The 20,493-nt window shown below is 57.6% G+C and carries 17 protein-coding genes and 1 tRNA gene; 13 read left to right on the top strand and 5 right to left on the bottom strand.

Translation table 11 applies throughout. The features are described 5' to 3' along the window. Positions 1 to 25: 25 nt before the first annotated feature. Positions 26 to 2,641 (bottom strand): leucine--tRNA ligase, encoded by a 2,616-nt coding sequence (gene leuS, locus IEX44_RS06240; protein ID WP_188690536.1) that lies wholly within the window; start codon positions 2,639 to 2,641, stop codon positions 26 to 28. A 289-nt stretch (positions 2,642 to 2,930) separates the two neighbouring features. Between leuS and IEX44_RS06235 the strand changes: the two genes are divergently transcribed. From IEX44_RS06235 to IEX44_RS06225, 3 genes are all read left to right on the top strand, one after another. Then, positions 2,931 to 3,470, top strand: a complete 540-nt coding sequence (locus IEX44_RS06235; protein ID WP_188690533.1) for an iron transporter — start codon at positions 2,931 to 2,933, stop codon at positions 3,468 to 3,470. 138 nt (positions 3,471 to 3,608) lie between these two features. Continuing rightward, complete coding sequence (locus tag IEX44_RS06230; RefSeq protein ID WP_229678797.1) at positions 3,609 to 3,941, top strand: cupredoxin domain-containing protein; 333 nt, start codon at positions 3,609 to 3,611, stop codon at positions 3,939 to 3,941. A 149-nt stretch (positions 3,942 to 4,090) separates the two neighbouring features. Next, positions 4,091 to 5,485, top strand: coding sequence for a 4Fe-4S binding protein (locus IEX44_RS06225; RefSeq protein ID WP_188690528.1), 1,395 nt, complete (start codon positions 4,091 to 4,093; stop codon positions 5,483 to 5,485). A 64-nt stretch (positions 5,486 to 5,549) separates the two neighbouring features. Here IEX44_RS06225 and IEX44_RS06220 read toward each other — a convergent pair whose 3' ends face one another. From IEX44_RS06220 to ispB, 4 genes are all read right to left on the bottom strand, one after another. Next, positions 5,550 to 6,212 (bottom strand): VC0807 family protein, encoded by a 663-nt coding sequence (locus tag IEX44_RS06220; protein WP_188690524.1) that lies wholly within the window; start codon positions 6,210 to 6,212, stop codon positions 5,550 to 5,552. Between the two features lie 92 nt (positions 6,213 to 6,304). Next, on the bottom strand, positions 6,305 to 6,967 hold the full coding sequence (locus IEX44_RS06215; RefSeq protein WP_188690521.1) for a phosphatase PAP2 family protein: 663 nt from the start codon (positions 6,965 to 6,967) through the stop codon (positions 6,305 to 6,307). A 202-nt stretch (positions 6,968 to 7,169) separates the two neighbouring features. Further along, positions 7,170 to 7,246, bottom strand: a tRNA-Pro gene (locus tag IEX44_RS06210). Between the two features lie 89 nt (positions 7,247 to 7,335). Next, positions 7,336 to 8,298 (bottom strand): octaprenyl diphosphate synthase, encoded by a 963-nt coding sequence (gene ispB, locus IEX44_RS06205; RefSeq protein ID WP_188690519.1) that lies wholly within the window; start codon positions 8,296 to 8,298, stop codon positions 7,336 to 7,338. 279 nt (positions 8,299 to 8,577) lie between these two features. Between ispB and rplU the strand changes: the two genes are divergently transcribed. The 10 genes from rplU to IEX44_RS20930 all read left to right on the top strand — a co-directional run bounded on the left by rplU (position 8,578) and on the right by IEX44_RS20930 (position 20,187). Next, positions 8,578 to 8,889, top strand: a complete 312-nt coding sequence (gene rplU, locus IEX44_RS06200) for a 50S ribosomal protein L21 (RefSeq protein ID WP_188690516.1) — start codon at positions 8,578 to 8,580, stop codon at positions 8,887 to 8,889. Between the two features lie 21 nt (positions 8,890 to 8,910). Continuing rightward, positions 8,911 to 9,192: a 50S ribosomal protein L27 gene (rpmA, locus tag IEX44_RS06195; RefSeq protein ID WP_188690514.1), complete on the top strand. Its 282-nt coding sequence runs from the start codon at positions 8,911 to 8,913 to the stop codon at positions 9,190 to 9,192. 294 nt (positions 9,193 to 9,486) lie between these two features. Continuing rightward, positions 9,487 to 10,668, top strand: a complete 1,182-nt coding sequence (gene obgE / locus IEX44_RS06190) for a GTPase ObgE (protein ID WP_188690513.1) — start codon at positions 9,487 to 9,489, stop codon at positions 10,666 to 10,668. Next, positions 10,665 to 11,534 (top strand): beta-1,6-N-acetylglucosaminyltransferase, encoded by an 870-nt coding sequence (locus IEX44_RS06185; protein ID WP_188690510.1) that lies wholly within the window; start codon positions 10,665 to 10,667, stop codon positions 11,532 to 11,534. The genes obgE and IEX44_RS06185 overlap by 4 nt, the downstream gene beginning before the upstream one ends. A gap of 66 nt (positions 11,535 to 11,600) precedes the next feature. Further along, positions 11,601 to 12,860: a hypothetical protein gene (locus IEX44_RS06180; protein WP_188690507.1), complete on the top strand. Its 1,260-nt coding sequence runs from the start codon at positions 11,601 to 11,603 to the stop codon at positions 12,858 to 12,860. Between the two features lie 38 nt (positions 12,861 to 12,898). Continuing rightward, positions 12,899 to 13,609 carry a hypothetical protein gene (locus tag IEX44_RS06175; protein ID WP_188690504.1) on the top strand — a complete coding sequence of 237 codons (711 nt, stop codon included), beginning with the start codon at positions 12,899 to 12,901 and terminating at the stop codon, positions 13,607 to 13,609. After that, a complete protein-coding gene (locus tag IEX44_RS06170; RefSeq protein WP_188690501.1) occupies positions 13,610 to 16,423 on the top strand; it encodes an AAA family ATPase in 2,814 nt (937 codons plus the stop codon). 5 nt (positions 16,424 to 16,428) lie between these two features. Beyond that, positions 16,429 to 17,655: a DUF2399 domain-containing protein gene (locus IEX44_RS06165; RefSeq protein WP_188690498.1), complete on the top strand. Its 1,227-nt coding sequence runs from the start codon at positions 16,429 to 16,431 to the stop codon at positions 17,653 to 17,655. Beyond that, entirely contained in the window at positions 17,652 to 17,999 is a 348-nt protein-coding gene (locus IEX44_RS06160) for an MmcQ/YjbR family DNA-binding protein (protein WP_188690495.1), read from the top strand. Before IEX44_RS06165 ends, IEX44_RS06160 begins: the two co-directional genes overlap by 4 nt. A gap of 1,048 nt (positions 18,000 to 19,047) precedes the next feature. Further along, entirely contained in the window at positions 19,048 to 20,187 is a 1,140-nt protein-coding gene (locus IEX44_RS20930; RefSeq protein ID WP_229678891.1) for a THUMP domain-containing class I SAM-dependent RNA methyltransferase, read from the top strand. Positions 20,188 to 20,493: the final 306 nt, after the last annotated feature.

Here is a 20,493-nt window from a genome sequence, read left to right as displayed (position 1 = left end):
GCAGAACCCTTGGTGTTGATCATGTTCAGGCGACGATGTTAACGAGGCGACCCGGCACCACGATGACTTTCTTCGGTGTGCCTTCGACAAAACGTTGCACGTTTTCGTCGGCCAGCGCGATGGCTTCGATGGCGTCCTTGCTGGCGTCCTTGCTCACGCGAATGGTCGCACGCAATTTGCCGTTCACCTGAACCACCATGTCGATTTCGTCTTGCACCAAAGCAGTTTCATCGACTTTCGGCCAGGCTTGTTCGGCCAGACGTGTGCCCGGTTGCAGTTCGGACCACAGCGCGTTAGCGGCGTGCGGCACGATCGGTGACAAGAGCAACGTAGCAGCTTGCAGCACTTCTTGCGCTACGGCGCGACCTGGTGCATCGGTAATTTGTGCTTTGCCCAGCGCGTTCAGAAGCTCCATCACTGCGGCAATGGCAGTGTTGAATTGCTTGCGGCGACCATAATCGTCGGCCACTTTCTGGATCGTGCTGTGCAGGGCAAAACGCAAACCCTTCAGTTCGGCAGACAGATCACCACCGGCATACGCGGCGACCGGGCCACCTTGCGATACATGCTCATGCACCAGCTTCCAGAGGCGACGCAGGAAACGGTAAGCACCTTCTACACCAGCATCAGACCATTCCAGGCTTTGATCGGGCGGTGCGGCAAACATCATGAAGAGGCGCGCGGTGTCTGCACCGTACTTCTCAATCAGCGCTTGCGGATCAACCCCGTTGTTCTTGGACTTGGACATCTTTTCGATGCCGCCCACGCTCACCGGCTGGCTATCACTCTTGAGGATGGCCTTGATGATCTTGCCCTTGCCGTCGCGCTCGATGTCGATGTCGGCCGGTGCGTACCAGTCTTTCTTGCCGTCAGCGTGTTCACGGAAGAAGGTCTCGCACACGACCATGCCTTGCGTCAGCAGGTTGCGGAACGGCTCGTCGGTGTGGATCAGACCTTCGTCGCGCATCAGTTTGTGGAAGAAGCGCGCGTACAACAGATGAAGAATGGCGTGTTCAATCCCGCCGATATATTGGTCAACGTCCAGCCAGTATTTGGCGCGGTCATCGACCATGCCGGTTTGTGCATCAGGCGAGGTGTAACGAGCGTAGTACCAGGATGACTCGACAAAGGTATCCATGGTGTCGGTTTCACGACGGGCCGGCTTGCCGCAACACGGGCATGTGGTTTCGTAGAACTCCGGCATTTTGGCCAGCGGGTTGCCACGACCATCCGGTACGACATTTTCCGGCAGCACCACCGGCAGTTGATCTTCCGGGACCGGTACGTCGCCGCAATCCGGGCAATGGATCACCGGAATCGGACAGCCCCAGTAGCGCTGGCGGCTGATACCCCAGTCGCGCAGGCGGTATTGGGTGCGCTTGGCGCCGTGCGTGTTGCCTTCCAGATCACCGACGATACCATCGAAGGCGCCCTGGAAATGCTGGCCGTTGTACTTGCCGCTGTTGATGGTGCGCACGGATTCATCCTTGGCACCGTACCATTCTTGCCAGGTCTTGCTGTCAAACTGCGCGTCGCCAGCAACCGGTTCATAGACCTGCACGATGGGCAGGTTGTACTTGTTGGCAAATTCAAAGTCGCGTTCGTCGTGACCCGGCACGGCCATCACGGCGCCTTCGCCATAACCCCACAGTACATAGTTGGCGATCCACACCGGCAGTTTGTCGCCGGTGAGGGGGTGGATGACGAACTGGCCGGTCGGCATGCCTTTCTTTTCCATGGTGGCGACATCCGCCTCGGCCACGGAACCGGATTTGCACTCGGCAATAAAAGACTGCAGTTCAGGCTTGCTGGCGGCGGCCATTGTGGCCAGCGGGTGTTCGGCAGCAATGGCGACGTAGGTCGCGCCCATCAGCGTATCAGGGCGGGTGGTGTACACCTTTAGTTCACCGGCCTGGCCAATGGAGTCAACGTCATAGTCAAACGCGACTTCAGCACCAAAGCTCTTGCCGATCCAGTTGCGCTGCATGGTTTTGACCTGTTCCGGCCAGCCATCCAGTTGGTCCAGATCTTGCAGCAGTTGTTCTGCGTAATCGGTGATGCGGAAGTAGTACATCGGGATTTCGCGCTTCTCAACCAGCGCACCAGAGCGCCAGCCGCGGCCATCAATCACTTGCTCGTTGGCCAGCACGGTGTTGTCGACCGGGTCCCAGTTGACCATGCCGCTCTTTTTGTAGATCACGCCTTTTTTATACAGCTTGGTGAACAACCACTGTTCCCAACGGTAGTAATCAGGCTTGCACGTCGCGACTTCACGTTCCCAGTCGATCGCCAGACCCAGCGATTTCAACTGTTTTTTCATGTAGTCGATGTTCTCGTACGTCCACTTGGCCGGGGCGACGCCGTTTTTGATGGCGGCGTTTTCTGCCGGCATGCCAAATGCATCCCAACCCATCGGTTGCAAGACGTTGAAACCATTCATGCGCATAAAACGGGTCAGCACATCACCGATGGTGTAGTTGCGCACATGCCCCATATGCAGTTTCCCGGACGGGTAGGGGAACATGGATAGGCAGTAATACTTGGGTTTGCTGGCATCTTCCAGCGCGCGGTCGGTCTGGTGTTGTTCCCACTCGCTTTGCGCGGCGGCTTCGACGGTCGCTGGGGTGTATTGCTCTTGCATGGCCTGGTCCGGGAAATGAATCGGTCAAAAGGGGCTAATTATACGGGGAGAGGGGCGGGGGCGTCACGGCATGCACGATGCGCTGCAGTATCAGGCACGCAAATCATGCCGGATGGGGGCTGCTGCTGTGGTAATCGGCGCAATGCATATCAATGTTACGTTTTTACGCTTGAGGCTTTTTTGCCGGTCAGGCATCATGCGCTATAAATGAGAACGTTTCTCAATTCTCAAATTAATACCACCAACCGCACCTGCGCTGATACTCAACTTCTGACGAGGTAACTACATAATGCGTGTTTCGATTCTGGCTGGCGCCGTTGCCGCGCTGACTTTGACTGCTTCGGCCTGGGCGGCTGAATACCCGATCGGCAAGCCGCTGCTCAAGGGTGGCATGGAAATCGGCGCGGTCTACCTGCAGCCGATCAAAATGGATCCGGAAGGCATGATGCGCAAGGCCGAAGAATCGGACATTCACCTTGAGGCGGATATCCACGCCTTGAAGAACAACCCCAATGGCTTTGCCGAAGGGGAGTGGATGCCGGCCTTGTTGGTCAAGTACGAAGTGACCAAGGTAGGCACCAATCAGAAGGTGTCCGGCGACATGATGGCGATGGTGGCCAATGATGGCCCGCACTACGGCGATAACGTCAAACTGTTTGGCCCGGGCAAATACAAGCTCAAGCTGACCATTTTGCCGCCGTCCAAGAACCCGATGGGGCACTTTGGTCGTCACGTGGACAAGGAAACCGGCGTAGGCCCATGGTTTGACACCATCACCAATGATTACGAGTTCACCTTCGCCGGTACTGGCAAGAAGGGTGGTTACTGATCGGCGTGTGCTGACCAGGCAATACAAATGGGCGTGCAGCGAGGCTGTGCGCCTTTTTGTGCTTGAGTCGGCCGTTTGATGCCACCGTCATGTCGCTTGCAGCGTCTTGATGTGGAAGCTGTTAAAGGAATGAGATCAATGCGCAAGACCCTGTTTGCACTGGTTCTGGCCCTCGCGTCCCTGTCTGGCGTCGCACTGGCTGATGACACGCATGAAGTCAAAATCGAATTCAAGGATGGCAAAGCCAACCCGACGGTACTGAATGTGCCAGCAGGCAAGAAAATCCGCGTGGTATTGACCAACACCGGTACGCAGGCTGCAGAGTTTGAAAGTACGCAACTGCGCAAGGAAAAGGTACTGGGTCCTGGCGTGACCTCGTTTGTGATTCTGGCGCCGCTCTCACCGGGTGAATACACGTGGTTTGATGATTTCCATCAAGCGACCGCCAAAGGCAAGATCATCGCGAAATAATGATCTGGCGCGGATGAGCCAACAGGTGCATTCGCGACATTGAATCATGCTAGACCTGGTTGTTTCTGGAGAATGCTAAGCATTCTCACCAGATAAGCCGTTATGATGTGCGCTCACGGCGCATGACGGTTGGAAGGAAGGCGGCAGCAATGCAGCAAAGTTGTAGTATCCCGGCAAAGAAAACGGTGCTCGCCAGCGCAGCTGACTGGCTCGCGCGGCACCGTGGCGCCATCATTACTGCACAGTGGGTAGTGGTGGTGTTTTATGTGTCTTTGCTGGTTTTCCCGGTGTTGCGTCCACTGCCCGATTCAGACGCACGCATTCTCAATAACCTGACCGTATTCGCCCAGTTTCTGTTCTGGGGCATCTGGTGGCCGTTTGTATTGCTTTCCATGGTGCTGTTTGGTCGGCTGTGGTGTGGCGTGCTGTGTCCGGAAGGCGCGCTGTCCGAGTGGAGTAGCCGTTTTGGCCTGAACCTGCCGTTACCGCGCTGGATGCGGTGGTCTGGCTGGCCCTTTGTGGCGTTTGCGGGGACGACCATCTACGGCCAGATGGTCAGCGTTTATCAATACCCCAAGGCCGTGATTGTGGTGCTCGGCGGTTCGACCGTGGCGGCCATGATCATCGGTTTTCTATACGCACGTGACCGGCGTGCCTGGTGCAAATATCTGTGCCCCGTGAACGGCGTGTTCAATATGCTGTCGCGCCTGGCGCCCATCCACTTCAAGGTCAACAAAGAAGCCTGGAAGCAGTCCTACCACAGTCACAAAGTCATTCCGATTGTCTGTGCGCCGATGGTGCCAATGCGGGATATGCAAGGCAACGCGGATTGCCATATGTGCGGCCGCTGCAGTAGCCATCGCGATGCGATTACCTTGTCGGTGCGCTCGCCCAACGAAGAAGTGGTGCGTGTTGGTCCGCCCAAAGACGCGCGCTGGCAATCCGTGCTGGTGTTGTTCGGCATGCTGGGTCTGGCGATCGGTGCTTTCCAGTGGACCGTGAGCCCGTGGATGATTGCCATCAAACAGACGCTGGCGGAATGGTTGATCAACCACAACATCATGTGGCCGCTGGAAAAATCGTTGCCCTGGTTCATCTTTACCAACTACCCGCAGCAAAATGATGTCTTCACGCTGCTGGATGGCACGCTGGTCGTTGGCTGGATTGTGACCGTAGGCCTGGTGATGGGCTCCGCATTGACCGCAATTCTGGCTGTCGCCAACAGCCTGTTGGGATCGTGGCAAATGCGGCGTTTCCATCATCTGGTGTTGGGGCTGATCCCGCTGGCTGGCTGTGGGTTGTTTCTGGGCTTGTCGGCGACCTCCATTACCATTCTCAAGCCAGAGGGGGTCTCGCTGGTATGGGTGAGCCCGGTGCGGATTAGCATGCTGGTGCTGGCCAATCTGTGGAGCCTTGGGCTTGCTGCAGGCATCGTGCGCCAGTATGCCGCACCGTTGTGGCGCCAGTTCTCTGCCTGGTTGGTGTTTATCGCCGCATTGGTGCTGATCGACCTGACCTGGTGGCTTATGTTCTGGGGCTGGTGACCGGATCACCGCCAAATAAAAAGCCCGTCCATGCGACGGGCTTTTTGCTGAAGACTGCTTGCGCTCAGAGGGTCTGGTTGGCCTGGCCAACGATGCCTCGGCCAGAACTGCGTAACTGATTGCGATACCACCACGTCCACGCGCCCAGAGCGGCGTAGATGCCATAACTGATCCACGGTGCGACCAGCAGAAACTGCGCAACCGGAATGATCTTGATCAGCCAAAGGCGCAGTAGCGTCTCGGCCAGCAAGCCGCCACCCCAAACCAGTGTCATCACGGTCATCCAGCCAGCGACCCGTCCGTTGGCGTCGATAAACAACTGTTCAAAGCGCGCTTTGCTAAAGCCGGATTCGCGCGCCAGTGCGGCTCTGGCGAGGTAGTACGTCAAGGGTCGACGCAGCAAGGCAGACACCAGAAAGGCCATGCCGATAGCCCCGGTGATCAACGACTCACGCATCAGTAACAGGGCCGGGCTGCCCCCCAGCATGACAGCGCCCAGTGACAACAAGATGCCGACCACGACCAATGCGCTCATGGCATCCAGCCGACGATGCCGAACCAGCCCGACGGCGCTCCAGATAATCGGGGGCAGGGCGGAGGCCAGCAAGGCATTATGCTCACCCCAGTGCGGTTGCATTTGCCGGTATACCAGCCACGGCAGGACGAAGTTGACCAGGATTTCAAGCACAAAGCCGGGTTTGATTCGCTGCAAGAAAGAGGTAGTCATGATGACGCCTGAGTAGTTGGGGTGATGGCAGTGAGTATGCGGCTTCGTGCGATGCCTGTCGGGATGTGCGACGAACTGCGCTAAACAGCGGATCAAACGCCCCAGGGGTCGATGTAACGTATTTTGCGATACGGGCTATTGGGCCACGCGGTATACCGGTTGTACGCAACCGGGCGGCCGGACATGGCAATCGCCCAATGGGCAATGGCGTTTTGCGTGGGCGCTCGTTCGCCATGCAAGCTGCACATCACCATGATCACGATCGCGCTGGCCAGTACGAAGTGGTGGGTCGGACGAGAATCAAGTGCAGAGAGCCAGGTCCAGGTCAGGCTGACCATGGTACCCAGGGCAACGCCCGCAACCACCTCGGAAACAGAATGTTTATGCAAAACCAGGCGCGAAATACCAACGACCAACGCAAACAACCAGCCCAAGAGGTAGGCGGCCGCATGATTGCGTGGCTGCATGCGTTGCACGATCCATACCGCAAGGGTTGGGTAGATGGCCATGGAGAGGGTTGTGTGGCCACTGGGCCCGGTGAAGTCCAGTTGTTCGATGCCGATGCCCCATCCCAGAAACGCCAGCTTGGCCCCGAGCACCACGGCGAGCGCCGGGACAAAAAGCAATAACCAGATAGTGGCGCAACGCCAGGCTTTTTCATAAAGCATCCAGCCAACCAGAATGGCTGCCACCGGCAAAAGCAGGGCCGAATCGCCAAAATTGGTCACAATCTGCCAGATTTGCCAGGCTTTCATGAAGGTCCTGTCTGAGAGTGCGGGAATGATACTGACTGTCGTTCTTTGTAATTGTTGCAGTGCAACTGAAAGAAATGCCAGAAAATCGCCAACTATTTGCCGTTATTGTGAACCATCTCGCAAACCATTGGCGTTTTGACGAAGCGTAGCGCAAACGAAAAAGCCGGATCAGCGTTTGCTGAATCCGGCTTTTCGTGAAATCTGGTCGGGGTGAGAGGATTCGAACCTCCGGCCTCTACGTCCCGAACGTAGCGCTCTACCAGGCTAAGCTACACCCCGATTTCTGGTGCTCCGCAAACTATGCCGCTCGCGAAGAACCGGGATTATGTCTGCGGCCCCCAGGGCTGTCAACTGTTTCGAAATTGTTTCTAGCTATTTCTGTGGATGGCCAGATCAGCCAGGGCCAGGAGTGCGCGTTTGGCCTGGCTATCAGGCACGCCTTCCAGTTCTGCCTTGGCGCGATCGGCCTCTGCAGTCGCAATATTACGGGCGTAATCCAGTGCGCCGGTGGCGTGGATGGCGCGACTGACGTCATCAAAACGATCACGGCTGGCGTGAGTCAAGGCTTCACGCACGGCGTTGGCGTGTTCCGGCGCGCCATTGCGCATGACGTAAATCAGCGGCAATGTTGGCTTGCCTTCGGCCAGATCGTCACCCAGGTTTTTGCCAATTTCTTCTGTATGACCGGAGTAGTCCAGCACGTCGTCGATAATCTGGAAGGCCGTACCCAGGTGCATGCCATAACGGGCAAAGGCAGATTCGGTCGCAGTATCGGCACCAGCCAGAATTGCACCAAGGCGCGAGGCAGCTTCAAACAGTTTGGCGGTCTTGTACTGGATGACTTGCAGGTAACCGGCTTCGTCAATGTCGACATTACCAATGTTCATCAGTTGCAGCACTTCGCCTTCCGCAATGATGTTGGTGGCCTCGGCCAGTACTTCCATGACGCGCATGGAACCCACCGACACCATCATCTGGAAAGAACGCGTGTAGACGAAGTCACCTACCAGCACACTGGCGGCGTTGCCAAACATGGCATTGGCTGTTTCGCGGCCACGGCGCAGTTCTGATTCATCGACCACGTCGTCATGCAACAAGGTGGCGGTATGGATGAACTCGATCACTGCCGCGAGGGTCAGGTGATGTTCGCCCTGATAGCCCAATGCCTTGGCGGTCAGCAGCACCATGATGGGCCGCAAACGCTTGCCGCCGGAAGAAACAATGTACTCACCGACCTGGCGCACCAGCACGACATCTGAATAGAGCTGTTTGCGAATCAGGGCGTCAACCGCCGTCATGTCCTGGTCGACGACCGATTTGACCAACTCCATTGCCACGAGCGCCTCGCTTGAACTGGTATTGAATAAACACGCAATTTTAGCATGGAACGGCCATATTCTTCGATCGCGTTGAAGTTCTGCCCGTCAATGCGGCGAACTGTCAGGCGACCCAAGGGTTTTTTGGGGGCGCTGGCCTGCCGTTTGAAATGCGTTAAGTGTTTGACGTGTAAAGAAGATCGGGGTATAGTCGCCGATTCTTTCCGCACGGGCGGGAAGGCTGCGTCTGCAAAGACGCGGTTTTTTGGGTGCAAACTCTTTGGAGCTTGTTAAATGTATGCAGTCGTAAAAACCGGTGGCAAGCAGTACAAAGTTGTCGTCGGCGAAAAACTTAAAGTAGAACAGATTGCTGCAGACATCGACAGCCAGATCGTACTGAATGAAGTATTGATGGTGGCAAACGGTGATGCAGTGACGATCGGTACCCCTGTGGTTGCCGGCGCCGCCATCAAGGCAACTGTCGTGTCGCATGGTCGTGGTGATAAGGTTCGCATTTTCAAGATGCGTCGCCGTAAGCACTATCAGAAGCACGCTGGTCATCGCCAGAATTACACTGAAATCCGCATCGATTCCATCGACGCGTAATTAATCAGGAGCTAACTAACCATGGCACACAAAAAAGCTGGCGGTAGTTCCCGTAACGGCCGCGACTCACATGCCAAACGTCTGGGCGTTAAAGCCTACGGTGGCGAGCTGATCAACGCTGGTTCGATCATCGTGCGTCAACGCGGTACCGAATTCCATCCTGGTACCAACGTTGGCATGGGCAAGGATCACACCTTGTTCGCGCTGGTTGATGGTTACGTGAAGTTCATGATCAAGGGCGCCGCAAAGCGTCGCACCGTGTTCATCGAACCGTACGAAGGTGAAGTGATCGAAGTTGCTTAAGCAACCTTGATGACTGAACACAAAAGCCCTGTCCTGTGATGGGGCTTTTTGTTTATGGACGGGGTTTGTCGTCCATATGCCAGTGAACCGGACAGTGTATCCGGCCAACTGGACTGAATTGTTTGATGTTTGCCGTTGTTGCCGTCAAAAGCGGCACTATTTATATAATGTTTTAGCATCCGCATACCCGTAGCCTGGGTCGCCGCGGTTTTTTGGGGCGCTGGCCGCATACAAGGCGGGCAGTTTTGTGAATACCGTTCACGCCTAACCCCTCACTGGAAAGCAGAATTCACCATGAAATTCATTGACGAAGCCAGAATTGAAGTCATCGCCGGTAAAGGCGGTAAAGGGTCGGCCAGTATGCGCCGCGAAAAATTCATCCCGCGCGGCGGCCCTGACGGCGGCGACGGCGGCCGTGGTGGCAGCTTGTGGGCCGTGGCGGATGAAGACATCAATACCCTCGTGGATTACCGCTTCGTCAAGAAATACAAAGCCCAGGATGGCGAGTCCGGCCGTGGTGCTGACTGTTATGGCGCAGCGGGTGATGACATCGAACTGCGCATGCCAGTCGGCACGGTGATCGTTGATGCAGAAACCGAAGAGATCATTGCCGATCTGACCCACAACGGTCAGCGCGTGGTGGTGGCCAAGGGCGGCAAGGGCGGTTGGGGCAATATCCACTTCAAATCATCGGTGAACCGTGCGCCGCGTCAGACGACGCCAGGCGAAGCGGGTGAACGCCGTGAACTGAAGCTGGAACTGAAAGTCCTGGCCGACGTGGGTCTGCTGGGGATGCCCAACGCGGGCAAGTCCACGTTCATTCGTGCCGTATCCGCCGCCAAGCCCAAAGTGGCCGATTATCCTTTCACTACCTTGCACCCCAACCTGGGCGTCGTGCGTATTGATGACAATCGCAGCTTTGTTGTGGCCGACATTCCAGGTCTGATCGAAGGCGCGGCGGAAGGCGCAGGTCTGGGGCATCGCTTCCTCAAGCATTTGACCCGCACTGGCGTGCTGCTGCATATCGTCGACCTGGCTCCCTTTGATGAAGGCGTGAATCCGGTCGCGGAAGCCAAGGCTATTGTCGAAGAACTGCGCAAGTATGACGAAGAGTTGCACGACAAGCCGCGCTGGCTGGTGCTGAACAAGCTGGATATGGTGCCGGAAGAAGAACGCGCTGAACGCGTGGCGAACTTCCTCAAAGAGTACGGTTGGGACGGTGGTGAGCCGGATCCATACAAACCGTTTGATCCGATGCAACGCCGCATGTTTACCATTTCCGGTCTGACGGGTGATGGTTGTAAAGAGCTGACCTGGGCGATCATGGATTACCTTGATGCCGTGCGCGCCTTGCGCAAGGAAGAGGCCGCTCATGCCGCAGATCACGCCCCGACGCCGACGCCCAACGTTTGCGAAGGATTGACGCCGGAAGAATGTGCCGCCGCGCTGCGTCACGTGGACGGCGACGAGGCTTGAGCCTTTCGATTGCGTATCTGATTCTGGCGCATGGCCAGCCAGCCCAGTTGGGCCGGCTGGTCGCACGCTTGTCTGCGCCCGGCGTGCGCTGCTATCTGCATATCGACGCCAACACCGATCAAGCCACGTTTGATGCCATCAAAGCCGCGATGCCTGCGAGTGCCGCGGTGACCTTTATTGCGCGTCGCTCCTGTCGCTGGGGCGGTTTTTCTTTGGTTGATGCGACGCTGGATCTGGTGCGCGCAGCACTCAAAGATGGTTTTGACTGGGCCCAGCTACTGTCTGGTGCCGATTACCCAATCAAATCTTCTGCGCAGATCAGCACGTTTCTGGCACAAGCCTCGGCAGCTGGTTTTATTGATCTGCGTTCGCAAAATCAGTTTGACGTGCGTTACCGCTGGCAGGCGTTTTTCCTCGAACAACTCCATGGCACGCGCGCTGGCAAGGCATTGCAAAAATTGCAGCGCGGCCTGAATCGCGTTGGTCTTCGTCGCAGCCTGCCTGCTCCGTTGACGGCGGTCTGGGCTGGATCGCAATGGTGGTGCTTGTCGAGCGAGGCTTGCAACGCACTCATTCTGTTCGTCGACGAGCATCCACGCGTGTCGGCATTCTTCCGCAGTACGCTGGTGCCTGATGAGATGTTCGTTCAGACCGTGCTGATGGCGACGTCGATTGGCCCGCAACTGGCCACGCATAACCTGCATCAACTGCGCTGGCAGGAAAACGCCTGGTCGCCGGCGGAGTTCATCCAGGCCGATGTGCCGCAACTTCTGGCCAGTCCAGCTCTGTTTGCCCGCAAGTTCTCTCCAGACGGCGTGACCACCGGCATGATCGACGCGGCGCTGGACATCACACACTCCGTCTAGTTACTGCCATGAAACGCGTGCAAGCGCGTAAAATGCGCCCTTTCCAGAAACACAGCCTTCGCCTGCATGCAACCTACAGAATCTCCGCTTGCCGAGTTTTTCCAGCCCGGGTTTAACCCGGCTGATCTGGCGCCGCTGGCGAGCCTGTTGCGCGCGCGTGAATCGGTCGGCGCGTTGATTACCTTGTTCCGGGGTGGCGAAGACGAAGTCATGGTGCGGTTATTGATGCTGCGCGTGATTGGTTCGCGCGCGGATGCGCCGCGCTGGAGCCCGCAAGAACTCGAAACGCATTTCTCTTATATCAACCCGGTCAAACGCGACACGGTACTCAAGCGCCTGCGCGAAAACGGCTTGCTGGTGTGGGATAGCGATGAGGGCCTGTACAGCCTGTCGGAATCGGCCCGGATTGCACTGGCCGCCATCGCTACGCTGACCCAGTTTGCCGACGGGGATGCCGAACTGGGTTATCTGACTGCGCAGGTCGCGGCCGGGCAGGCAGTGGGGAATGTGTCTCCGGAGTCGCTTCAACATTTGCATGCGCGCCTGAACGAATTGCATGCCGATTTTGAAGAAGCGCTGGAGTCTCAATCCGAATTCCAGATCCGCAAGGCCCGCGCGAAACTGCAAAGCGTTTGGAACTGGGTGGAAAAAGGGACCGAGGTCGTCCGCTCTGTGCTTGAAGATGAATCAGGCGAACGGCACGTTCAGCAAGTTGCGCAGGCGATTGCGTTGGCTCAGGGCCGCATGTTGCGCATGACTAGCGTGTTCCAGCGCCGTCTTGCTGAACTGGGCGCGCAGCGTGTGCATCTGGGGCAGTCCGGTCTGACCTCGACCAACGTGGCTGACTGGTTGCGTGAGCGCTCGCAAGAAGAACTGGCCGGGTTGGGGCGTGATCTGCTCACATTTCATCCGGAACCGGGTTTTGTGGTGTCCGATATCTTGCTGGATGTCACCGAGTTCGAACTGCTGGAGCGTGAACGCGACCAGATTACAGACGCTGCTCTGCCCTCATCCGAGTTCTCTCCCTCGGTGACAGCGCTGGAAGCCGAGCGGCTAGTTCATGCCGAAGAGCTGTACGCGCTCCTGCAGGGTATTGATCTGGAAACCCCGCTGGCCAATGCTGTGTTGGCCGATACTTACCCGGAAACGGCATATCGCCTCTCGCTGCTGTCCCTTTTGGGTGACCAGGAAGCTGCGCTGGAGCAGAGCGTGGTGGCGGATGTGGTGAAGCTGCCGTTGTCGCTGGTGACGGAAGATGCCATCGACGAAGTCGATCACCCCGAAGTGGCCACGCTGACACGTGGCCGCCTGGTGCCGCACAAATGATCTTGCTGCCTGCCAGACCAAACGGACAAGACTGAACTATGGATCAAGCTTTGAACATTCTGGTGGCGCGATTGCTGGCCCACCGTTTTATCCCCCGCAAAGACCCGTTGGCCCGCCGTGCGCTGGTCGACGAAGTTTTCCGTGAAAGCCTGGAGCACCGCCTGGAAGAATGCGGCCTGCAGTTGCTGGAAAACCCCTACGCAGAACACATTGCCGTGGGCCTTAAGCCTGAAATGGAAGACTGGGTTTTTGGCGAGGGCGAGAACTGGTTGTCCAACAATATGGGTCTGCCGCGTGACGCCATCGCATTGTTGGTCGTGGTCTGGGCGCTGATCATTTTGCCCAAGCGGGAGCGCCAGATTGCGCGCGCCTCGGCTGCTGGCGATACGCAGACAGATATGTTTGGCACAGAAAAACCCATCACACGGGGCGAGGAAGTTGCTCCAGGGGTGCCAGAGGATGCGATCTACGCCGACTTCGGCAAAAAACTGGGCGGCAAGTCACGGTTTTCGATGAATCTGGGCCAATTGGCCAAGCTGGGTTTTGTGATCCGTCGCAACAAAATGATCCATGAAGGCCCCTTGCTTGATCTGATGATCGACTACACCAAACTCGCGCCACGCATTATCGAAGGCGCGCTGGCCGAAGTGCTCAAACTGACCGGTACGCGTATTGCCGTTGAAGACGATGCCGGTCATGAAGATGCCCCCGAAGACACCGCCGAGACCACATCGGGGGAAGAAGTTTAAATGTTCCAGATCCGCGAACTTGAAATGATCCACTGGGATTTCTGGCGCGCCATTCGCGTGCCGCTAGATGCCCAGATTGTCACCATCGTCGGCCCTAACGGCTCTGGCAAAACCACCTTGCTTGATGCCTTGCGTACGTTGCTGGCACTGAAATGTTCTGGGCGTCGCGACTACAAACGCTATGTGCGGAACAACCGCGAAAACTATGCCTGGTTGCGAGGCGTTGTCTCCAACCCGCGCCGGGAAGCCGGTGGCTTGTTCCCGACACTGTTTTTCCCGGCCACGAGTGAAGTGGTGACGTTGTTTTGTCGTATCCGCAAACAGGGTGGCGACTGGATGCGTCAGTACGCCATTGCTGAGGGCGATGTCACGCTGGATGCGCAAACCGAAAGCACATTGCAATGGCTGGGCGTGAATGAATACAAACGCCGGCTGGAGCAAGCCGGACTGACGCCGGCGATTGCCGAAGTGCTGGCGCTTGAGCAAGGCGATACCGACAAGTTGTGTGAGTACTCGCCCAAGGCATTGCTCGAACTGGTGTTCCAGGTATTTGGTGACAAGCAGGTGCTGGATCACTATGCCGAGGCCAAGCTGCGCCTGAAAGAGGCTGAAGCCGAACTCAACAAGATGGAACAGCAGCTCGCGCAAGTCGGGCTGGACGTCGAGCGCCTGAAGCTGCGCGCCAACAACTATCTGGAATGGCGTTCGCTGCAGGACGACATTGAAAAACTGGAGCAGCAGGCGGTGCCTGCGCTCAAGTATGTTGAACAATGGGAAAGCCTGCGCGGCTACATCAACCAGTTCCGCGGTGCCAGAAAGAGTCTGCGGCAGAAACAAGACGAACTTGACACGCTCGACGTGCAGTATCGTGCTATTGCTACGGGCCAGGAGTCGGCCCAATCGCAGGAAGAGGCCGCACGCAAAGAGCATGACGATGCGTATATCGCTTTCCAGACGGCACGTGATGCCGCACGCGACAGCGAAAAAACAATGAAAGAAGCGGAACGTCTGCGCCAGTTGGCGGAGGCTGAACATGGCGCAGATAGCGTCGCGCTCAATGACAGACTGGCGCAGCAGCGTGATACGGCGGGCAAGCTCAAGCAAGCCATCAAATTAATGAAGGATGAGCGCCAGGAACTGGCGCAGGCTCAGTTTGCTCTGCAACAAGGTCGTCAACCGCATCCGGACTTCGTGAACCGCATGCGTGCTGCATTGGATGAGGCCGGTATTGCGCACCAACTGCTGACCGAGATCGTGGAAGTGCGCGATCACAGTTGGCAGGACGCGGTCGAGGCGCTGCTGGCGCCATATCGGCACATCATCTTGCTTAACCGTACCAGCGATCGCAAAGAAGCCTTTGGTATTGGTCAGCAGCTGAAGTATCGCCATTTCATCGTCCCGGACCGTGAGCCGGTGGAGCGCGCAAACCGCAACTCGATTCTGGAAGTGGTCGACTTTAAAGCAGATGCGCCAGGATGGCTGGTTGGCTTGTTGAATCGCACGCAGCGTGCCAAATCCGTGGCAGATGGCGAGCATCTGGACGGTGACTGGATTACCCGCGACGGTTATCACAAAGAACGCCGGGGTGCGCGCGATATCTCGGCCCGACCAGGCGATTACGCCTTTGGTGAGGCCGCGCGGCAATCCCGCCTGAATGAAGCAACTCGCCGGCTGCGTGACCTGAATGAACAACTGCTGGATGACGAAGGCAAGCTGGTTGAGCTGGAGCGGGATATCTCAGCGCTGCAGCAATCCCTGATGGGTATGCAGGCTGTTGTGCAACTGGCTGCGCGTCAGGACGAGTTCGATGCAGTTGCTGAGCGCTGGCCCGAAGAACAGCGCCGCGTGCAGGAGGCTGGTGCGGCCATGGCCATGGCGCAAGCCAGTTGGGATGAAGCGCGCAAGTTGCGTGAAGAAGGTCGTCTGGGTTACGAAAAACTCAAGGATCGTCGCGAGCAACTTGACCGCGCAGTTAACGCAGAACTGGAGCAGCTAGCCCGCCAGCGTGATGAACAAACCCGCCGCGTTAATGATCTGCGCAAATCCCGCGCGGGCATGCCCGATGAAGTGCGCAACGCCGAGCGCCTGCGCGTATTGCGTGACAAATATGGTTCTGCGCGCGAAGTACAGCACATGGTCGAGCGTGAACGTGAACGCCTGGCGCAGATGGAGTGGGAAACCGACGCGACCATCCTGGCGCGCCGCGATAAGGTGGCCGATGACTACCGCGCACTGGAACGTGATACCCATGCGCACCGCAACGAAGTCCAGCGTACAGAACAACTGACAGATGAAGCGCGCGGCGCTTATATCAACAAACTCAAGGCGACAGTGCGTGAGTATGGCCGGAACCTGAAACGGTTGGGCGAGTTGTCTGGCATTGATGTTGAAACCGATCTGCCGCATCTGGAAAACGACGATCTGGTGCTGTCGCAAGCGGGGTTGACGGTCCGTTTCAACTTCGACCAGAAGGGCATGATGGGTCTGAACGATGGCGAAGCTTCAGGCGGGCAGCAGGTCATGAAGTCACTGATCATGCTGATTGGCCTGATGATGGACGATGCTAATCCGTCTGGCTTCGTGTTCATTGACGAGCCGTTCGCCCACCTGGATATCTTTAACATCGACCGTGTCGGCGGCTTTTTGAAAGCGACGCAGGCGCAGTATCTGATTACGACACCGCTGACTCATAACACTAACGTGTACGGTCCGAGTGAATTGACGCTGACCACGCGCAAAAAACAACCTGGTGAAACCTGGGCACCCGTGATTGCGCAGACCCGCCGGCGAACCCGTGCTGTAGCGATGGAATAAACCACATGGTCGAAGACTGGCGCGCGCATGAGTCGCTGCCCGGCGCGCTGACTTTGCGCCTTGGTGACCCTGCTCGTGCCAGCTTGTCTGATCGGCGCCGTGTCAGGGGTGAGGTCGATACGCCGCAGTCTTTGGCCGATTGGCCCCAGGAACGGCGCGCATTATTGATCGAGTGGCTGAAGCAAACCCGTTCCGAACATCCCAAGTGGGTCGCGCTGTTGGATCAGGCCGGATCGCAGCGTCATCACCTTGCTGTGGACGCGCTGCTGGGGTTGTTGTTGAGGGGCTGGATCGAATACGAGGAGGTGACCAGCCGTGCCTTGCGCGGTAGCTGGCAACCCCGCTCGTTGACCTGGCTTGATTTGAATGCATTACGAGAGCATCTCGGATTGAAAGACCCCGCCGCAGAAAGAGCGCGACGGGAAAACCAGCGCTGGCTGGCCGTTGGAGATGAACGCTTGTTAGCGCTGGCAATGGCCTTGGCAGGCAGCCCCGCGCGCTCTATCTCTGCACGGCGCCAATTGTGTGATGCTTTGGTTCGCTGGTTGCAGCAGGGTAAACGAGGTACCCGTCGTCACTTTGCACAGTTTGCACGTGATCGCACCAAGGCCATTCACACCGCAGAGTGGCAATGGCTGGCGCAGCATGTCGATCTGCCCGCGTGCGGCATTTCAGAGCATGCGCCAATGATGACGCTGGGTGGTCGCTGCACGCTGATTGCCAAAGGATATGTACTGATTGACCTGGCTGTCATGCCACAACACATGGCACTGACACCTGTGAGTCTGGCTCACTGTGACCAACTGGCTGGCGTATTGCAGATCAGTATTGTTGAGAATCTGACCAGCTTTACTCAGGCCTGCGAGCAAGCCCGCGCGGGTGAGTTGGTGCTGTGGCAGCCCGGGTACGTCGCCTCTTGGTGGCTTCAAGGCCTGCAACATCTCGTCAAACTGGCACAGTGCCCGGTGCGTATTGCGTGTGACTGCGATCCGTGGGGCATTGATCTGGCTATGCGTGCGGGTGCTGCCGTCAGTCAGGCTGGTGGACATTGGCAACCGTGGCGCATGGATGCCGCTACACTGAATGCATGCCGGCACCGGATCGAACTTACCGATGCAGATCGGCGCAAGCTGGAACAAATACTATTGCAGGATTTACCGCCTGAACTGGCGGCGCTGGCGCAAGAGATGGATCGCTTGAGCCAGAAAGCCGAACAGGAACAATACCTATGAATCTGGACCAATTCCGGGCAAAGTGCGCAGCTTTGCCGGGCGTGACCTGTGACATCAAGTGGCAAACGCGAGAGGTTTATTCTATCGCTGACAAGATGTTTGCCGTGGTCAGCCCCGATACCGGTCAGGTCTCACTCAAAGTAGAGAAAATGCGCTTTCTGGAACTGACCGACCACGCCGGCGTGATACCCGCGCCCTACCTGGCGCGTCACGGCTGGATTGCCATCACCAACACCCGCGTCTTGCCGGCTTCACAGCTGGCTGACCTGATCAACACTTCATGGCGCCTTGTGCGGGACAAATTGCCCGCACGGGTGCGTCACACCTTGCCTTTTCCGGATTAATCCCATGAGCGACAAAAAAACCCTGAAACTGCCTCCCAAAGAGGCGGCTCAATCTGCCGGCAATACGCGCCGACCCTCCAGACCGGCTGGCCGTGCTGCAGCCTTTTCTGGCGGTCAGGCGCAAAAACCTTATCAACAGGATCCCGCCTGGCAGGGTAAGAGTGAAGGTGAAGGTCGCGGCGGTGCGCGGCGTGATGGCGACAAGCCCCGTTATCAGGGGGATCGCGACAATCGCGGTGAGCGAGCGCAAGGTGATCGTCCGTCCTTCCGGCGCGATGATCGCGATGCACCGCGTGGCGGCCAGGGATATGCCGGCGATAAACCGCGTTATCAGGGCGACCGGGACAACCGGGGCGAGCGAGCGCAAGGTGATCGTCCGTCCTTCCGGCGCGATGATCGCGATGCACCGCGTGGCGGCCAGGGATATGCCGGCGATAAACCGCGTTATCAGGGCGACCGGGACAACCGCGGCGAGCGCCCACAAGGTGATCGCCCGTCCTTCCGGCGAGACGACCGTGATGCGCCGCGCGGCGGGGGATATGCCGGTGATAAACCACGTTATCAGGGTGACCGGGACAACCGGGGCGAGCGCCCGCAAGGTGATCGCCCGGCTTTCCGGCGTGATGACCGTGATGCGCCGCGGGGTGACCGTGCTTACGCCGGCGACAAACCGCGTTATCAAGGCGATCGCGATAATCGGGGTGATCGCCCGCAAGGTGATCGTCCCGCATTCCGCCGGGATGACCGCGACGCCCCACGTCGTAATCCGGATGACCGCAGCTTTAGTGGCCAGGCACCCCGCGCGCGCCGGGATGATGATCGCCCGGACTTCGAGCGCCCGCGCGGTGAATGGCAGGACCGGCCGCAGCGCGAGGGCCGTGATGCCGGCCCGCGTGAGCGCGGGGATTCATTCGGTGATCGGCCACGGCGCGATAGCAATCAAGGTGGTTATCAATCTCGCGGTAATGGCTACCCGGCCCCGGGTGGCGGCGCGGCGCGGCAGGCTGAAGCCATTGCCCGGCCTCGTGCATTTGACTGGCAAGCGGTACTGCATTTTTATGCGCCTTGCCCGCGGGGCCTGGAGCGCTTGCTCGCGGATGAACTGGAGCGCCTTGGTGCACAGGCCGTTCTGGCCGGCGAGGGTGGGGTTGCCTTTGAGGGGCATGTTGATCTGATGTACGCGGTGAACCTGCACTCGCGTTATGCCAGCCGTATTCTGCTACAGCTCGATGAACGCGCTTACCGCAACGAAGCCGATCTGTACCGCCTTGCCACCCGTATCGACTGGCCTTCGCTATTTGATGTTTCGCGCACCATCAAGGTCAATGTGACAGCCCAACATAGTTCGCTGCGCAGTATTGATTTTGTCGCACTCAAAATCAAAGACGCGATTTGTGATGTGTTCCGCACGATCAATGATGAGCGGCCCAGTGTGGATACCCATAATCCGGACATCCGTATTCAGGTGTTCCTGACTGATCGCCTGGCCACGCTATATATAGATACCTCCGGTGAACCATTGTTCAAGCGCGGCTACCGTCAAGAAAGCGTGGAAGCGCCGCTACGCGAGAATCTGGCTGCTGGCCTGTTGGGGCTGGCTGGCTGGAAGGGTGACCGTCCGCTCTTTGATCCCATGTGCGGTAGTGGCACATTCCTGATCGAGGCGGCCCAGATTGCGCTCAACCTGGCTCCTGGCCGCCTGCGCAATTTCGGCTTCGAAAAACTGTTCGCCTTTGACGCGCAAGCCTGGGCTGACTGCAAGGCGCGTAGTGAGGCGGCAATCAAGACTGATTTGCCTTTCCCGATCGTAGGGAGTGATCGTGATCTGCACGCCGTTGATACCGCTTTGCACAACATCGAAGCTGCAGGGCTCACGGGAAAGATCAAAGTGCAGGTTGGCGATGTATTGTTGGCCCAGGCGCCCGCGACTGAAGGCGTGCTGATCACCAACCCGCCATATGGTGTGCGTCTGGAAGAGCAGGAACAGTTGAGCGAGTTCTATCCCCAATTGGGTGACGCACTCAAACAGCGCTTTACCGGCTGGAATTCGTACGTGCTGACCGCAGACCTGCGCCTGCCAAAACTGATCCGGCTGAATGCCACCAAGCGCATCCCTGTTTATAACGGTGCGCTCGATTGCCGGCTGTACGAGTTCAAGGTGGTGGCAGGCTCCAATCGCCCGAGCTGATGGCGCAGCGCGTGCATATATATATCTATATGTGTTGTACGCCAGCAAACAAAAAGGCCGCCCACAAGGGCGGCCTTTTTGTTTATTTGTCTGGTTTGCCGAGTTTTGATTGCTACGGCGGGCCCGTCATACGCCTGTTTCAAACGGAAAATCTGCTCTGAAATATCATTGCGTAACAAATGTGAAATGAAATGATTTCGGAATTTCCTTACGGATCAGTCTCTTGTGGAGAAGACGGGAAATTTGTTGCAGGAAGGTGTTGACGGGTGTGGGGATGGTCCGTATAGTTCGGTTTCTCCGCTGCAG

Source organism: Silvimonas amylolytica (assembly GCF_014645555.1).
GTDB classification, from domain to species: Bacteria; Pseudomonadota; Gammaproteobacteria; order Burkholderiales; family Chitinibacteraceae; genus Silvimonas; species Silvimonas amylolytica.
The sequence above is the reverse complement of the archived record's forward strand: the minus strand, read 5'-3'. Positions and strand labels throughout refer to the sequence as shown.

Bases quoted from the DNA above. Each gene is read 5' to 3' on its own strand.
- leuS (WP_188690536.1), bottom strand. From the start codon at position 2,641: ATGCAAGAGCAATACACCCCAGCGACCGTCGAAGCCGCCGCGCAAAGC.
- IEX44_RS06235 (WP_188690533.1), top strand. From the start codon at position 2,931: ATGCGTGTTTCGATTCTGGCTGGCGCCGTTGCCGCGCTGACTTTGACT.
- IEX44_RS06230 (WP_229678797.1), top strand. From the start codon at position 3,609: ATGCGCAAGACCCTGTTTGCACTGGTTCTGGCCCTCGCGTCCCTGTCT.
- IEX44_RS06225 (WP_188690528.1), top strand. From the start codon at position 4,091: ATGCAGCAAAGTTGTAGTATCCCGGCAAAGAAAACGGTGCTCGCCAGC.
- IEX44_RS06220 (WP_188690524.1), bottom strand. From the start codon at position 6,212: ATGACTACCTCTTTCTTGCAGCGAATCAAACCCGGCTTTGTGCTTGAA.
- IEX44_RS06215 (WP_188690521.1), bottom strand. From the start codon at position 6,967: ATGAAAGCCTGGCAAATCTGGCAGATTGTGACCAATTTTGGCGATTCG.
- ispB (WP_188690519.1), bottom strand. From the start codon at position 8,298: ATGGAGTTGGTCAAATCGGTCGTCGACCAGGACATGACGGCGGTTGAC.
- rplU (WP_188690516.1), top strand. From the start codon at position 8,578: ATGTATGCAGTCGTAAAAACCGGTGGCAAGCAGTACAAAGTTGTCGTC.
- rpmA (WP_188690514.1), top strand. From the start codon at position 8,911: ATGGCACACAAAAAAGCTGGCGGTAGTTCCCGTAACGGCCGCGACTCA.
- obgE (WP_188690513.1), top strand. From the start codon at position 9,487: ATGAAATTCATTGACGAAGCCAGAATTGAAGTCATCGCCGGTAAAGGC.
- IEX44_RS06180 (WP_188690507.1), top strand. From the start codon at position 11,601: ATGCAACCTACAGAATCTCCGCTTGCCGAGTTTTTCCAGCCCGGGTTT.
- IEX44_RS06175 (WP_188690504.1), top strand. From the start codon at position 12,899: ATGGATCAAGCTTTGAACATTCTGGTGGCGCGATTGCTGGCCCACCGT.
- IEX44_RS06170 (WP_188690501.1), top strand. From the start codon at position 13,610: ATGTTCCAGATCCGCGAACTTGAAATGATCCACTGGGATTTCTGGCGC.
- IEX44_RS06165 (WP_188690498.1), top strand. From the start codon at position 16,429: ATGGTCGAAGACTGGCGCGCGCATGAGTCGCTGCCCGGCGCGCTGACT.
- IEX44_RS06160 (WP_188690495.1), top strand. From the start codon at position 17,652: ATGAATCTGGACCAATTCCGGGCAAAGTGCGCAGCTTTGCCGGGCGTG.